Source organism: Roseibium sp. SCP14, from assembly GCF_040329475.1.
In the GTDB taxonomy this organism is placed as follows: Bacteria; Pseudomonadota; Alphaproteobacteria; order Rhizobiales; family Stappiaceae; genus Roseibium.
In genome coordinates this window covers 38,809-52,635 of sequence record NZ_JBDZYH010000015.1, presented here as the reverse complement: position 1 = coordinate 52,635, position 13,827 = coordinate 38,809, and the positions used below count along the sequence as shown (strand labels likewise).

Annotated in this window: 12 protein-coding genes; 10 read left to right on the top strand and 2 right to left on the bottom strand. The window is 55.7% G+C overall.

Annotation, left to right across the window (positions count from 1 at the left end; all coding sequences use genetic code 11):
- The first annotated feature begins 116 nt into the window (after positions 1-116).
- The 8 genes from ABLQ08_RS31820 to ABLQ08_RS31785 all read left to right on the top strand — a co-directional run bounded on the left by ABLQ08_RS31820 (position 117) and on the right by ABLQ08_RS31785 (position 8,942).
- The gene (locus ABLQ08_RS31820; RefSeq protein WP_352950799.1) at positions 117-1,073 is read left to right on the top strand and encodes an extracellular solute-binding protein; all 957 of its coding nucleotides are present in this window, start codon (positions 117-119) and stop codon (positions 1,071-1,073) included.
- An 84-nt stretch (positions 1,074-1,157) separates the two neighbouring features.
- Complete coding sequence (locus ABLQ08_RS31815; protein ID WP_352950798.1) at positions 1,158-3,161, top strand: ABC transporter permease; 2,004 nt, start codon at positions 1,158-1,160, stop codon at positions 3,159-3,161.
- Positions 3,158-4,249, top strand: coding sequence for an ABC transporter ATP-binding protein (locus tag ABLQ08_RS31810; RefSeq protein ID WP_352950797.1), 1,092 nt, complete (start codon positions 3,158-3,160; stop codon positions 4,247-4,249). Before ABLQ08_RS31815 ends, ABLQ08_RS31810 begins: the two co-directional genes overlap by 4 nt.
- Complete coding sequence (locus tag ABLQ08_RS31805) at positions 4,249-5,049, top strand: inositol monophosphatase family protein (protein WP_352950796.1); 801 nt, start codon at positions 4,249-4,251, stop codon at positions 5,047-5,049. Before ABLQ08_RS31810 ends, ABLQ08_RS31805 begins: the two co-directional genes overlap by 1 nt.
- The gene (gene iolE, locus ABLQ08_RS31800; protein ID WP_352950795.1) at positions 5,046-5,966 is read left to right on the top strand and encodes a myo-inosose-2 dehydratase; all 921 of its coding nucleotides are present in this window, start codon (positions 5,046-5,048) and stop codon (positions 5,964-5,966) included. Before ABLQ08_RS31805 ends, iolE begins: the two co-directional genes overlap by 4 nt.
- Positions 5,956-6,978 carry a Gfo/Idh/MocA family protein gene (locus ABLQ08_RS31795; protein ID WP_352950794.1) on the top strand — a complete coding sequence of 341 codons (1,023 nt, stop codon included), beginning with the start codon at positions 5,956-5,958 and terminating at the stop codon, positions 6,976-6,978. The genes iolE and ABLQ08_RS31795 overlap by 11 nt, the downstream gene beginning before the upstream one ends.
- A 557-nt stretch (positions 6,979-7,535) precedes the next feature.
- On the top strand, positions 7,536-8,126 hold the full coding sequence (locus tag ABLQ08_RS31790) for an NAD(P)H-dependent oxidoreductase (RefSeq protein ID WP_352950793.1): 591 nt from the start codon (positions 7,536-7,538) through the stop codon (positions 8,124-8,126).
- A gap of 201 nt (positions 8,127-8,327) precedes the next feature.
- Positions 8,328-8,942 (top strand): glutathione S-transferase family protein, encoded by a 615-nt coding sequence (locus ABLQ08_RS31785; RefSeq protein ID WP_352950792.1) that lies wholly within the window; start codon positions 8,328-8,330, stop codon positions 8,940-8,942.
- Between the two features lie 94 nt (positions 8,943-9,036).
- Here the strand turns inward: ABLQ08_RS31785 and ABLQ08_RS31780 are convergent, their stop codons facing one another.
- Together ABLQ08_RS31780 and ABLQ08_RS31775 are read right to left on the bottom strand one after the other, a co-directional pair.
- A complete protein-coding gene (locus ABLQ08_RS31780; protein WP_352950791.1) occupies positions 9,037-9,234 on the bottom strand; it encodes a YqaE/Pmp3 family membrane protein in 198 nt (65 codons plus the stop codon).
- 367 nt (positions 9,235-9,601) lie between these two features.
- Positions 9,602-10,621: a substrate-binding domain-containing protein gene (locus ABLQ08_RS31775; RefSeq protein WP_352950790.1), complete on the bottom strand. Its 1,020-nt coding sequence runs from the start codon at positions 10,619-10,621 to the stop codon at positions 9,602-9,604.
- Positions 10,622-11,447: 826 nt separating this feature from the next.
- Here ABLQ08_RS31775 and ABLQ08_RS31770 point away from each other — a divergent pair.
- Positions 11,448-12,551, top strand: coding sequence for an ABC transporter ATP-binding protein (locus tag ABLQ08_RS31770; protein ID WP_352950789.1), 1,104 nt, complete (start codon positions 11,448-11,450; stop codon positions 12,549-12,551).
- A 113-nt stretch (positions 12,552-12,664) separates the two neighbouring features.
- The gene (locus tag ABLQ08_RS31765) at positions 12,665-13,810 is read left to right on the top strand and encodes an extracellular solute-binding protein (RefSeq protein WP_352950788.1); all 1,146 of its coding nucleotides are present in this window, start codon (positions 12,665-12,667) and stop codon (positions 13,808-13,810) included.
- Positions 13,811-13,827 lie beyond the last annotated feature (17 nt).

Sequence of the window (13,827 nt, the reverse complement as noted above, 5' to 3'; positions counted from 1 at the left end):
CATGTTGTCGCCTTTTGGGAGGGCGCTGCACCTTTTTCTCATTGAAGTGGGTACAGAGATGAAGTCGAACAGTTTTTTGCAAAATTGCACGCGCTTGCAAAAATGGGAGAATACACATGCGGATCTCAAATTTCCTTCTGTCAACCTCAGCGGCGATGGTGCTCGGAACGCTGTCTGCGACTGCCGGCACAATCACCATCTACTCTGCTCATGGGGATGACGTGTTCGGGCCGATTGTCGAAGTGTTCGAAGCCGCTCATCCGGATATCGATGTCGAGGTCATCGTCGGGGAGACTGGACCGCTCTATCAGCGTGTCAAAGCTGAAGCGGCCAATCCCGCGGCCGATATACAATGGGGCGGTGCAATCCAGTCCTACGAAACCTTTTCCGATCTGTACGAAGCATACGAGGCGCCGGAAGCCGGGGCATTGATTGTTTCAGATCCGAACAACAAGTGGTTCCCGTTTTCTCTGTTCGCTCAGCCCTTGATGGTGAACACGGACATTGTTTCGGAATCCGATTATCCGACATCCGTACGTGATGTGCTCGACGATCGCTGGAATGACAAGGGCGGCGTGGTCTTGGCGGATCCCAACCATTCGGGGACCGGGCATTCGATCGTTTCCGGCCTGGCTTCAGGTCTTGGCTGGGATTTCATGACGGAGGTCATCAAGACCGTTCGCGCCACTCAGGGATCGTCTCCGATGTTCGAAAGCGTTCGCGACGGCGAGGCTGCTCTGGGGTGGGTCAATGAGGACCTGGGCGCTAAGTGGGAGGCGGAGGGTCTGCCGGTCAAGATGATTTATCCCGCTGACGGCGTCACCGTCCAGGTCGACGGGTTGGCCATCATCAACGGTGCTCCCAACCCTGAGGACGCGAGGGTCTTTGTCGATTTCATCATCAGTCAGAAGGGACAAAGAATTGCGAGTGAAATCGTCAAGCGGCGTTCCATTCGCACCGATGTTCAGCCGCCGACGGGCCTGCCGGCCATGGGCGAGTTGCAGCTTTTTCCCGCTGAAGAGCCTCGCGATGTGATCAAGGCGAAATTCACGTCGATCTTGGAAAGCAAATAAGCCTCCGAATTTCCTTTGAAATCCTCTCCCTGGCGGCCGTTGAAGCTGCCGGGGCATTGTCTGACCCTTGAGGGCCAATCTCTGATGAAAAGTCTGACTGACACCTGGAAGCTGTTTTCGCTGCTTTGCCTGGTCGGTGCAGTGATGCTGGTTCTGGTGCCGCAACTATGGATCGTCATTTCGGCATTCAAACAGGACGGCGGAGCATTCACCTTGCAGAGCCGAAATGGAAACCTGAGCCTCGTCAGCGAAGGAATGACGCGTTTTTCGCCGATCTCAAGTGAAAACGGGACTGTGCAACTTGAACGACCCGACGGTTTTTCGGTGACGTTTGAACAACAACAGCCCGGCATAACCTTGATCCGTGCATCCGAACCATTGGAACTGGTGGCTGGCCACATCGGAACGCGTTTCCAGCTGACCGGTGAGAACGTTGATGTCCTGATCGAACAAACGGTCGTTCTGGACATTTTCGGCAACTCCGGTGCACCCGTTCTGGTTCCCGAGCAATCCGGATCGAACATACTCCTGCGGCACGAACCGAAGAGCTTCCTGAGGTTTCAGGATCGCAGGCAACACTTCAGCCTGCAGAACTTTCGGGAGTTCCTGACGAGAAGCACCTACCTTGAAGCGATCAAGAACAGTCTGATTGTCACGGTTCTTTCCACGCTGTTTGCCAGCCTCGTTGCGGTTCCGCTGGCCTGGATGGTGGCGCGCTACCAGTTCCGGTGGAGATCCGCCTGCATCGCCATGATCACGATGGCATCCGTCTCCCCGCCCTTCCTTGGGGCTTATGTCTGGCGAATGCTCCTGGGGGCAAATGGTCTTTTGACCAATGCTCTAGGACTGGACTGGACGATCGTTGGCATGCACGGCGTCATCTGGGTCATTGTCTGGCTTCTTTACCCGCTTGTCTTTCTCATGAGCCTGGACAGCTTTTCCGGAGTTGACCCGACATTGAGAGAAAGTGCGCTGAGCCTTGGTGCATCCCGCCGGCGGTCCTTTTGGAACATCGAAGTGCCGACTTGCCTGCCGGGAATTCTGACAGGCCTCTATATGGCGGCGATGGCCGCATTCTCGGACTTTGGCACGCCGTTCATCATCTCGCTCGACCTCCTGATCCTGCCGAAGCTCGTCTATACGGAATTTCTCAACGAAACCGGAGGCAATCCCTCCATCGCCTCTACCGGGTCAATCATCATGCTTGTCATCGCGACGCTGTTCCTGGCGATGCAGCGGCTTGTGCTGGCCGGGCGAAGTTTTGCATCCGTTACCTCCCGCAAACAGGTTCTGGATGTTCCCTCCACAGGTATGAAGTGGCTGATCTACGGCTTTGCGGGAACCGTCATCGCGCTGGCATTCACACCGCATGCGGTCGTGACCGTTACGTCCTTTCTGGAATGGCGTGCCGGAACAGTGACGAGTGTTCCAACTCTCAGCAACTATGTGAACCTGTTCAGCAATCAGATGAACTCGGTCTGGGTCAGCCTTTCGACTGCCGCGGCTGCCACGGCTCTGAGTTTGTTTTTCGGCCTGAGCATAGCCTACGTCATTGTCCGGAAGCGCTATCGGGTCATCGCGCCTGTCCTGAACGGCCTGGTCATGACGCCTTACATCATTCCGGGAACGGTGTTTGCGATCGGGTTCATTCTGGCGTTCAACCAGGAACCTCTGTTGCTTACCGGAACATGGTTCATTCTGGTTTTGAGCTACTTCATCAGGATGCTGCCGTTTGCCCTGAAAACCGGTGAGGCAACTCTTTATCAAATTCACCCAGCCATGGAAGATGCTGCACTCAGTCTGGGTGCGAAGCCGATGCGCGTGTTCATGGGCGTTGTCGTTCCGATGATGCTCAGCGGTGCAATCACTGGCGCCACGCTCGTGTTCCTGCATTCGGTGACCGAGCTCAGTTCCACCATTCTGCTTTATCGTCCACCCTGGACGCCGATGTCGGCAGTCATCTTCCAGAACACAGTCTCACCGGGCGCCAATTTCGGATACGCGGCAGCAATGGCCGTGTTGATGATGGTCATTCTTTATGTGCCGCTCGCGCTTGTAACCAGAAAAAGAAAGAGCCTTTCTCAATGACGACGTCTGCGATTAACGGCAGTGCCGGACTGGATGTGTCGATCGAAGGATTGCAGATCAACTTCGGCGATTTCACCGCGTTGAAACCAACCGAGCTTGAAATTCGCAACGGCGAGCTGTTCACCCTTCTGGGACCGTCAGGCTGCGGGAAAACCACTTTGTTGCGGTGTCTTGCAGGCTTCACCAAACCGTCGGCGGGCCGGGTGCGCTTTAACGGCAAGGACGTGAGCGCCCTTGAGCCCTGGGATCGGGGCATCGGCTTCGTATTCCAGAATTACGCGCTCTGGCCCACAAAGACGATTGCCGCGAATGTGGCCTACGGTCTGGAAATGCGGCGCGAACCGAAGGATATGATCCGGGAAAAAGTGGCCAGCACCCTTCGAATGGTTGAGCTGACCGAAGCCGCGGGCAAGTACCCCGGAGAAATGTCCGGCGGCATGCAGCAGCGTGCAGCCCTTGCCCGGGCGGTGGTGATTGATCCCCCGCTCCTGCTGTTTGACGAGCCGCTTTCAAACCTGGACGCCAAGCTTCGGGTCAAGCTTCGCCGTGACATCCGCAATTTGCAGAAGCGGCTTGGACTGACAGCGGTTTATGTCACCCATGACCAGGAAGAAGCTCTGGACATTTCCGACCGCATCGCGGTGATGCGACAGGGGGAAGTGCTGCAGGTCGGCACCCCGCGCGAGATTTACGAGACGCCGGAAAACGCTCAGGTCGCCGACTTCGTCGGCAAGGCAAGTTTTCTTAGCGGCAAGGCAATTTCAGATGATCGCTTCCGTTTGACGGATGGTACTGAAATCAAAGCGAAAATGTCCTTTCAGACAAACCGTGACAATGCCGTCGCCATATTCGCCCGCCCCGAGGCAATCGCACTTGTCCCGGTCGATCAGGGCGACCTCAACGGGGTGATCAGCGAAGTCTCCTATCTCGGAAACCTGACCAGGTACCTTGTGCGGATCGGAGATCAGATCGTGCTGTGCGAGACGCGCGATGATGCGGTTCTCGGACAGGAGGTTGGCTTGAGATTGCCGCCCCTCAGGACATTCGACACTTTGCCTGACCGGCAGAAATCGGAGGAGGAAGTGTGATGCGCGCCGCAGATTACCTGCCTTTGATGACCGAAACCGCACGCTCTGCAGGTGCATTGGCCATGGACTATTTCAAGCGAACGGCAACGCTCGATATTCAGTTCAAGGGCCAGGCGGACCTCTTGTGCGAAGCGGATGAAACCGTCGAAGCGCTCATTCGAGACACACTTCAGGAAGCGCATCCGGACATTGCCTTTCAGGGAGAAGAGTCAGGTCATCACGGTCCGCAGGATGCGGATCTGATCTGGGTTGTCGATCCGATCGACGGTACGACGAATTTTCTTTCCGGGCTGCCTTTCGCGATATCGATCGCGCTGGTGCGCAACCAACAGCCGATTGCCGGTGTGATTTATGCTCCGGTGAACGATGAGATGTTCTGTGCATCGCAGGGCACCCAATCCACGCTCAACAACGTTCCGATCCGCGTGCGAAGTCAAGCCGATCCGGCTCGATTTGTGGTCGGCACCGGGTTGCCGTTGGACGCCTATCGGCATTCCAACGGCGCCTATGGCCGATTGCACAAACTTCGCGAAGAAGTCGCCGCGGTTCGTATCGTCGGAACCTGCGCATTGTCGCTGGCTTATGTCGCCAGCGGTCGTCTTGACGGATATTTCGAAGGGCCGACCGGATTTCTGGATTGCGCAGCCGGTGTCGTGATCCTGCGTGAAGCCGGTGGAGTCGTGACCGATTTTTGGGGTGCAGAGGATTTCGCAAAGAACATAACTTTCACCGCTGGAGCGCAGGCTTGCCAGACCTTCTTGCTGGGTTTCACGCGCCAGGCGCCGAGGGAGGTAACATGAGCGATATCAGATTGGGTATCTCTCCCCTCTCCTGGACAAATCAGGCCATCCTCGATCTGGGCGACGATGTTTCCTATGATCAATGTATCCGCGAGGCGTCGGCAGCAGGCTTCACAGGGGTCGAGCTGGGGCGGAAGTTTCCGGAGTCCGACCAGGAGATATTGGACACACTCGGCTCGCGCGGACTGAGACCCGTATCGTCCTGGTATTCGGGTTACTTGGCCGAGCGCGATGTCGAGGCCGAGTGGCCGGACGCCATGGTGTTTGCAGATCGCCTCCTCCGGCTCGGTTGCAGCGTCATGGTCTACGGAGAGTGCGGATGCGGCCCGGATCTCGGTGCGAAGTCGCCATTGGATCAGCGGCCTCGGGTCGACCTGTTTGATCTGAAGACCTACGCCGGACGTTTGACGCAACTTGGCAAGCGCCTGGCCGATCGCGGGATTGCTCTGGTCTATCACCACCACATGATGCAGCCGGTGGAGACCTCTGCCCAGATCGACGAGCTTTTGACCGAGTGCGGACCCGAGGTCGGATTGTTGCTGGATACCGGCCATCTTGCACTGGCCGGTGAGGACTATGTCCCTGTCATGAAGCGTTGGTGGAGCCGCATAGATCATATCCATCTCAAAGACATCCGGAGACAGGTCATCAGCCAGCTCGACCCATCGCGCGACACGTTCAACGACGGCGTGAGGAAAGGGATGTTCACGGTTCCGGGAGATGGCGATCTCGATTTTGCGCCGCTAGCCCGCCAGATCGCGGAACACGGATGGCATGGATGGTTGCTTGTTGAGGCCGAACAGGACCCGGAAATTGCTGAGCCGGCCGCGATGGCGCGCACGGCCTTTACCTATCTTGAAAAAATCCTGACTGCCTCCGGCGTCAGTTTCGAAAGGAATATCCATCGTGTGTGCTGATAGAACACTGAAAATATGTCTGATCGGGTGCGGACACATGGGACGCCTCCATGCCGGCAGTCTGGCAGGTGACAAACATTTGCATCAGTTGACTGTGTGCGACGCCGATCCGAGCGCTGCGCAACTGCTTGCGGACGATCTGGCGAGCCCGGCACTGGAAGTAACCGTTGCACCGATTGAAACGGCGCTTCGTCAAGAGCGCTTTGATGCCTATGTCATAGCGAGTCCGGCGCACCTTCACCTGGAGCAATGTGCCAGCGTCGCGGCAACGGGAGCTTATGTTTTCTGCGAGAAACCGGTCGCTCCGGATTATAAAGACATACTGGGGCAGCTGGACAGCCTTGCGCCCCATGAAGACCGCATACAAGTCGGGTTCAACCGGCGCTTCGATCCCCAAATGGCGGCATTGAAGGCAGAAATCGAACGTGGCGCGATCGGGGAAATCGAGCAGCTGCATGTTGTCAGCCGGGACCACACGCCGCCGACGCTGAGACAGCTTGAAACTTCTGCCGGACTGATAGCCGAAACTGCCATTCATGACTTCGACATGGTGCGATGGCTTCTGGGTGGAGAGGTCCGCAGCATAGCCTGCTACGGTGCGGCCCTGATCAATCGTGAGTATGCCGATCTTGGCCACATCGATACGGCGACGATGGTCATGATCGGAGAAAACGGCCAGCAAGTTGTGTTGCAGAACAGCTGGCGGGCGGCAAATGGCTACGATCAGCGGATCGAAGCTTTCGGCCCGAAGGGCAGGCTCAATGTTGGAAATCCCCTGTCCGATCTTGTTGTTTTCGAAGATCGCGGTGGTGCCCGCCATGGGCAGATTTCCGATGACTGGTCTACACGCTACCGCCAGGCTTATGGCATCGAGATTGCCTCGTTCCTGGATTGCGTTGCCAGAAAAGACAAGACATCTCCGTCCCTGTCCGACGGCGTAGCGGCATCCAAACTGGCGCATTTTGCACAGCTGTCCTTGAAGCAGGGACAGGCAATTCAGCTGCCGTCATAAGGTCATGTTCCGGCCGCTGCCGCGGAGCTTAAAGTCTTTCAAATTCAGCGTTTGATGCGTTGCGGGGCCTCTAACGACTGCCAATCCCGGATCAATACAGAACCGACGTCTGACTGAACCGGGGTTGTCAGAGGCTCCTTCTTGCCCGGCCAACAGTTTGAACCTCCCCTGTTGGCCGGGATTTTTTTGATCTCCTGACTCTCGAGGCCGGTGAATAGGGCACTGCAGTGAACGACCGTAATCAGGAGTCGGCATGACAGCCCATGCCGCCGGCACTCAAAACAGATAAGATGTTTAGAATGGGTACTTGCTTTCCAGCAGTAATCGTAGCGCTGGTAGTTCTGATCGAAAACGACCTTTTCTCCTGATTGTACCCATCTGCGGTCGAAATTCGATTGCAGCCACCAGTAGCGGCCGCCGATACCGAGTTGCCAGGAAGTCTAGCGTTCCCTTCGTTTCTAGCTCTGTGGTTTGATAAAGTGATTGGCAGTCAGCGGTTGGCGGAATATGGAAACTCTGTGCTTTCTCCCTGAAAACATTTATGTCGAGAAATCCCCTTGAAGTGTCTTGTTGTTGTTTCTCATCCCTTGCCGAACAGTCTTTGCAGGCACCTCGCCAACAGAGTTGTGCAACATTTGATTGAAAGCGGTCACGATGTCCTTGAAGAAGACTTGTATGCGCAAGGATACGATCCGACCCTTTCTGATAGAGAGCGTGAAACGTATTACGGCTCGTACGACGCGTCGCAAATCGAGGGCCAGGTCAAACGGTTGCAGGAAGCAGAAGCCCTCGTGCTTGTTTTCCCCACCTGGTGGTTTGGATTTCCCGCGATCCTGAAGGGGTGGTTCGACAGAGCGTGGGGGCCGGGACTTGCTTATGATCACGCTGACGACTTCGGTCCGATCAAACCGAAACTTTTCAACCTGAGACAGGTGCTCGCTGTCACGACGCTGGGGTCGCCTTGGTGGGTTGATAGATTGGTGATGTGGCAACCGGTCAGGAGAATATTGAAACACGCCTTGCTTGGAGCGTGCACCAGGAACAGCAGGCTTGAGTTTCTATCTCTCTATGGCGCAGAAAAAATTCAGGAAAAACAGGTGCGGGCCTTTGAGGCGAAGATTGTCAAAGCCTTGGACAAATGGCGTTAGCGGAGCTCTGAATTCCGTCAAAAAATCTTTGATTGAGGCTGCGCAACTTCGATCGGCTTCATGGTTTTCAAGATTGCTGATCCGCCCTCTTCCCCCGCTCCCGAAATCTTGAAGTTTACCGGTCCGGTAGGGCTGGACACCCGGAATTGGAACATCCTAGTGTCCTGAACTTCATCACACTGAGCAGCGGGCCGATATTGCATGGAACTCTATTTTGCACCGAACACGATCTCGATTGCGGTTGCGATCGTAATGGAGGAGCTGGAGCTTACTTTTGAAGCCAGGAGAATAGATTTCTCGACCGGCGAGCAAACGAGTGCCGATTACGCAAGAATTAATCCGAAAGGCCGTGTTCCTGCGCTAGTGACCGAGGATGGAATCGTAACTGAAACGGGTGCGATCCTGGAATACGCCAACGCGATCTCACCTTCGTCAAAGCTGGTGCCTGATGATGCGTTCCAAGCCGCCAAAATGCGCGAAGTGATGTACTATCTGGCCTCGACAATGCACGTGAACCATGCTCACAAACTTCGTGGACACCGCTGGGCGAATGAGCGCACCAGTTTTGAGGATATGCGTGCCAAGGTGCCTGAAACAATGGCGACGTCCTGCGCCTATGTGGAAGACAATCTGCTGCAGGAACCGTATGTGCTCGGGCAGGAAATGTCTCTCGCAGATCCCTACCTGTATCTGATTTGCACCTGGCTTGAAGGCGACGGTGTCGACATTTCCAATTACCGGAAGTTGTCAAGGTTCAAATCGCTCATGGACGAAAGACCCTCCGTCAGGAAGCTGAAAAGTGCAGGAATGCTTTAGCTTTCGGTTGAAGGATCAAGATAACGGCCTTTCGATCCCCTCCAACCTGACCTGGCGACTAGGAGAACAAGACGGCACTTGTGCGTTGTGGGGGCTAGCCACCTTGCGATCTTTGCATCGCTGCGATCTTCTTGTCGGTGTTGTACTGGCTTAGAGCATACACCGCCCAGATTGCGGCTGGTATCCAGCCAATCAGCGTGATTTGCAGCAGCAGACAAAAAATGCCCTGAAACGGCCGTCCGATCGTGAAGAAGACCAAAAATGGAAGCAGGATTGCAATTATAAGGCGCATTTCATAACTCCCTAGTCGCAAGTGGCAGAGCTTGCTACCTGCATTACAACATCGGCCTTGACGCGGTCCAGTCCGCACAAACAGGGTCGTCCCTTCGGTATGGCGACGGAAAGCCCTGTCCTCCACTCCCCGGAAATGACAAAATCCGCTCCCTCGCTCTTGTAGTCACAACCGGGATTTGTGACCTGCATGGTGTTTGAATGATTGGCAACGACCGCCAGCTCGGGCTCAAACATATTTGCTGGAGACTGATGTCAGTCCGGCAGGCGCGATTTTCAAGGCGATATGTTCACAAAGGGCCGCAAATAGCTAATTTGGCTGGGTATTTCGCAGGCCCGGGAAGCAAAAAAGCAGATTCAGGCCTCGATCAGGCAGAGGATCTTTTGACAAATTCCCCCAGCAGCAATTGCTTTTTCCGCGGCTCTTCGGGGGACTGGAGCATTTCGATCAAACAGTCTGCCATTTCCGCAAGCGGCTGGCGGTATGTTGTCAGGTTGTATGCGGGAGATGACGCAAGACTGATGTCATCGAAACCGATGACAGCAATGTCCTCCGGAATCCTCAGGCCCATCTCATAGCGGATAACGTCGATTGCCCCGACCGCAATGACATCGTTCTCGCACAAGACGATGTCCGGACGCTTGACCCCTTCCCGGTTGTTCAAGATCTCTCTCATGACATTCCGGGCGAGCTGCGGATCATAGGCTGACACACTATGAATGTCAGGAGGGGAATAGCCGCGTTCACTCATTTTGGTGACGAATGTCCGTTTCCGCTTCAGCGACGTCGAAAGCGTGTCCGGTCCCGCCAGGTAGATCGGTCTCTTGTATCCGGAAGAGATGACATAATCCGTGATAACGCCGACTGCGGTTTCGTTGTCGCAAGAAACGGACAGAGTATTGGGATCTTCACTCTCACGGGCAAAGACGACCAGTTTTTTCAGCTTCCTCGCACCCAATGCGGTTTGCATCAGGCTCTCGTCAAACTGGGTTCCGATGAGGATTGCGGCATCGACCCGTCGCTGGCTTGCATGAAGCAAGCCGTCGGATGGTGTCTGTCCGGCCGCGATATTGACCAATATCGCGGTGAAACCCGCCAGCTGAAGTTTTTCGGTCAGGATGTTCAGGATAGGCAGCTTGTGAGGGTTGTGAAAATCATCCACCAGCAGTGCGATTTGATTTGTTCGTTCTGATGCCAGGCTTGAGGCCAGCAGATCCGGCGTATAGCCAAGCTCGGCTGCGACGGACAAAATCTTGTCACGGCTTTTTTGAGAAATGGACGCGCCAGCCTTGAATGCTCGCGCAACCGTCCAGCGCGAGACGCCTGCGGCTTCCGCCACATCATCGGCTGTCACAATTGAGCTCTGTTCCGAGGCCTGCTCTTTCATAAGCCTTTCCTACACCTGCGTAATCCTGCCGGCGCGATCCTAATCGAGTTCAATTGCCGGTGCGAGCCCTATTCTTGCACCCGTGCGCACGATTTTGCACGCGCGAGCATTTTTTTCTTGCTCGCGCGTGCAAAAGTGATAACGTTGTCGTCGACAAGCTTGGGAGGGCATGTTGAAGAAAGCACCTGCAAGAGGGCGAGCTGATCTCAAATCGGTGGCAGAAAACGGGACGTTTCAAGCGCGTCCGTTCGTTTGCACTCACAAGGAGCAAGCAGCAGAACCTGCAGCGAAATCACCGCTGACAGGCCGTTTCGGAGCGCGCAAACTGCTTTGCTTGTCAGAACGTCGACACAAGTCTGTCAAAGCTGCGCGGAGACTGTCGGACGTTCTTGCCTCACGGCCGAATTCACGACTTCTGTCGCATCATGGAGTAATCGGTAGGGCGCGCTCGCTCAGAAAATTTCGGATGCATTCCGGTATCCGGAAAATGCCGGTCTTCGCTCAAACGGTTCAATCTGTTGATGTCCGTGCCATCGTTCAGTCCTTGTCTCGCAGTTCCTGGAATTCGCGGGAAGGAGATTGATATACAAACCGCCTTGCGGATGTTTCGGCAGTCTTTGCCCGTCGGTGCATGACCGCATCTTTTCCCTGAAGACACTCAATCTCCGGTCGGCTTAGAGCCGGTGAAAGTTGGTGAAACTTTTTGACGCGCTCCGGTGGCGGCGGCGCGAACGCCGAGGCTGTGTCTGCAAATCGAAGTTGAATTCGCTGCTCCTGAAAATCCGGTTTCCGCCAAGCAGCGCGAAGTTGAAAGAACGGAAAATTCATGAACTCGTCACCCATCCATATCTCGGCGGTCGAAGCGCAATACGGATCGGTAAAAGTCCTCAAGGGCATCGATCTGGACATTGAACCAGGTACCTTCGTTGCGCTTCTTGGATCATCCGGTTGCGGAAAAACGACGCTGCTTCGCTCCATCAGCGGTTTCATGAAGGTGAGTTCCGGTCAGATCCGTGTCGGCTCCCAGGACATCACCCATGTTCCGCCGGAGCGAAGAGGCATGGCGATGGTGTTCCAGTCATACGCCCTGTGGCCTCACATGACGGTTGCGCAGAACATCGGATACGGTCTGAAACTTCGTCGCAAGAGCAAAAGCGATATCGCCAAACGGGTTGATGAAATGCTTTCGTTTCTTGGCCTTGAGGGCCTGGGCGCGCGCAAGGTGACCGATCTGTCGGGTGGTCAGCGCCAGCGGGTTGCTCTTGGAAGAGCGTTGGCAATCGAGCCGCAAACCTTGCTTCTCGACGAGCCTCTTTCAAACCTCGATGCCAAGATACGCCTGAGCATGCGTCATGAAATCCGGGCCATTCAGAAGAGGCTCGGGCTGACCGCGATACACGTCACTCACGATCGGGAAGAAGCCATGGTTATGGCGGACCGGATCATCATCATGAAAGACGGCGAGATCGTTCAGGACGGGGAACCTGAATCCGTCTACAGGCATCCGAACACCCCCTTCATTGCTTCGTTCCTTGGAGCGGACAACTCAATCGAAGTCAGAGCGACGGCGACCGAGGACGGCATTGCCCTTTCCACGCCGGACGGGCTGGACCTGGGGGCGATCAGTCGTCCGGACCTAAGCAACGGTGCCGACTTTTTCTTTGATCCGAACAGGCCGATGACCGTCCGGTTCCGGGCCGAGGCGGCCAACCTTTTCAAAAGTGCCGACAATCTCGCCCCCGGGCTGAGCTTTTCCGGGGAGATCAGCGATGTTGCCTATCCGGGAGGGCGGTACCGCTATGGAATTACGACCCGCTTCGGAACCTATCAGGTCGATCAGGAAGACAGGTTCCAGATCGGGGATCGGATCACCCTGTCCGTTCCCGAGACCGACGTTCATCTGTTTGACGAACCCCAAATGAGCGAATGACGGCCGGCTATCCGGTTGTCGAGAAGGAGAGTTTTCAAGCTGGCGGGCAAGACGCCACGGCTGGAAATGGCGCTGCTTCATGCAGACAGCGCCGTAGCAAAGGGAGAAGAAGAGTGAAGAAGTTAGTTCAAGGCATTTTGCTGGCGAGCGCCGCAATCACAATTTCGGTGCCGGCCAGTTCGGAAGAGGTGCTTAATGTCAGCACCGCGGGTTCCGAAAACATGGTCGAATATATCACCGACTACCTGGGGCCACTCTTTGAAGCGCAGAATCCGGGGGTCAAGGTACGGGCGGTCGGGACCGGTCCCGGCGATGCCGGCTCACACAAGATTTTCGAGAAGCTCGATGCGCAGGCCAATGCCGGCAACGAGACCTGGGACATCGATGTTGCCATCGTTCACCAGAAGATGGCTGGCGACATGGCAGATGCAGGGCTCCTGTCCAAGTATCGTGGTGATATCTCAACCGGCGAAATGATCACGCGCGATACGGCCAAGATGGCGCTGGGCGTTAACGTCGACGGCTATGTCATGCCCATGTTCCACAGTCAGACGGCCTTGGCCTACAACCCTGATATCATCGCAAACCCGCCTTCGAGCTTCGATGAGTTGCGTCAGTTCACGGCCGAAAATCCGGGGGTGTTCGGCTATAACGGCATCAAGAACGGCATGTCCGGTCTCGCATTCGTCGTTGGCTGGATCTACGCGTATGGCGACAATCCGGACAAGATTGCAAACGGGCCGTATGACCCATCCATGAAAGATCAGTGGGGCACCGTTCTTTCCGACCTCAAGGAGTTCAACGAGAACGTCACCTTTACGCCGGGCAACGCCGGTACCCTGGACATGCTCAACCGGGGCGAAATTGCCATGGGCCCGGTGTGGGTCGACATGTTCTACACCTGGCAGGCCGATGGCCGTGTCAATCCGGCCATCAAGCTCAATCTGATCGAGCCGGGTCTTCCGGGGCAGCCGATGTACTACATCGTTCCCAAGAAGGCGGCCCATGGCGATTTGGCGCGCAAATTCATCGAACTGGCGACAAGTCCTGCCGTACAGGCCGAAGGGATCGTCAAGCGGTTCAACTGGTATCCCGGTATCGATGCCGAACACGTTCAGCCGGAACTCTCGACGGAAGATTGGGACAAACTCTTCGTCGACGTCACGCCGCAAAACCTGGCTGAGAGAGGCAAGCCGTTCCCGATCGCTCCGTATTTTGACGACATCAAAGAAGCCTACGAAGAGCAAGTCGCCAACTAACCGAATTCCTCCAGGAA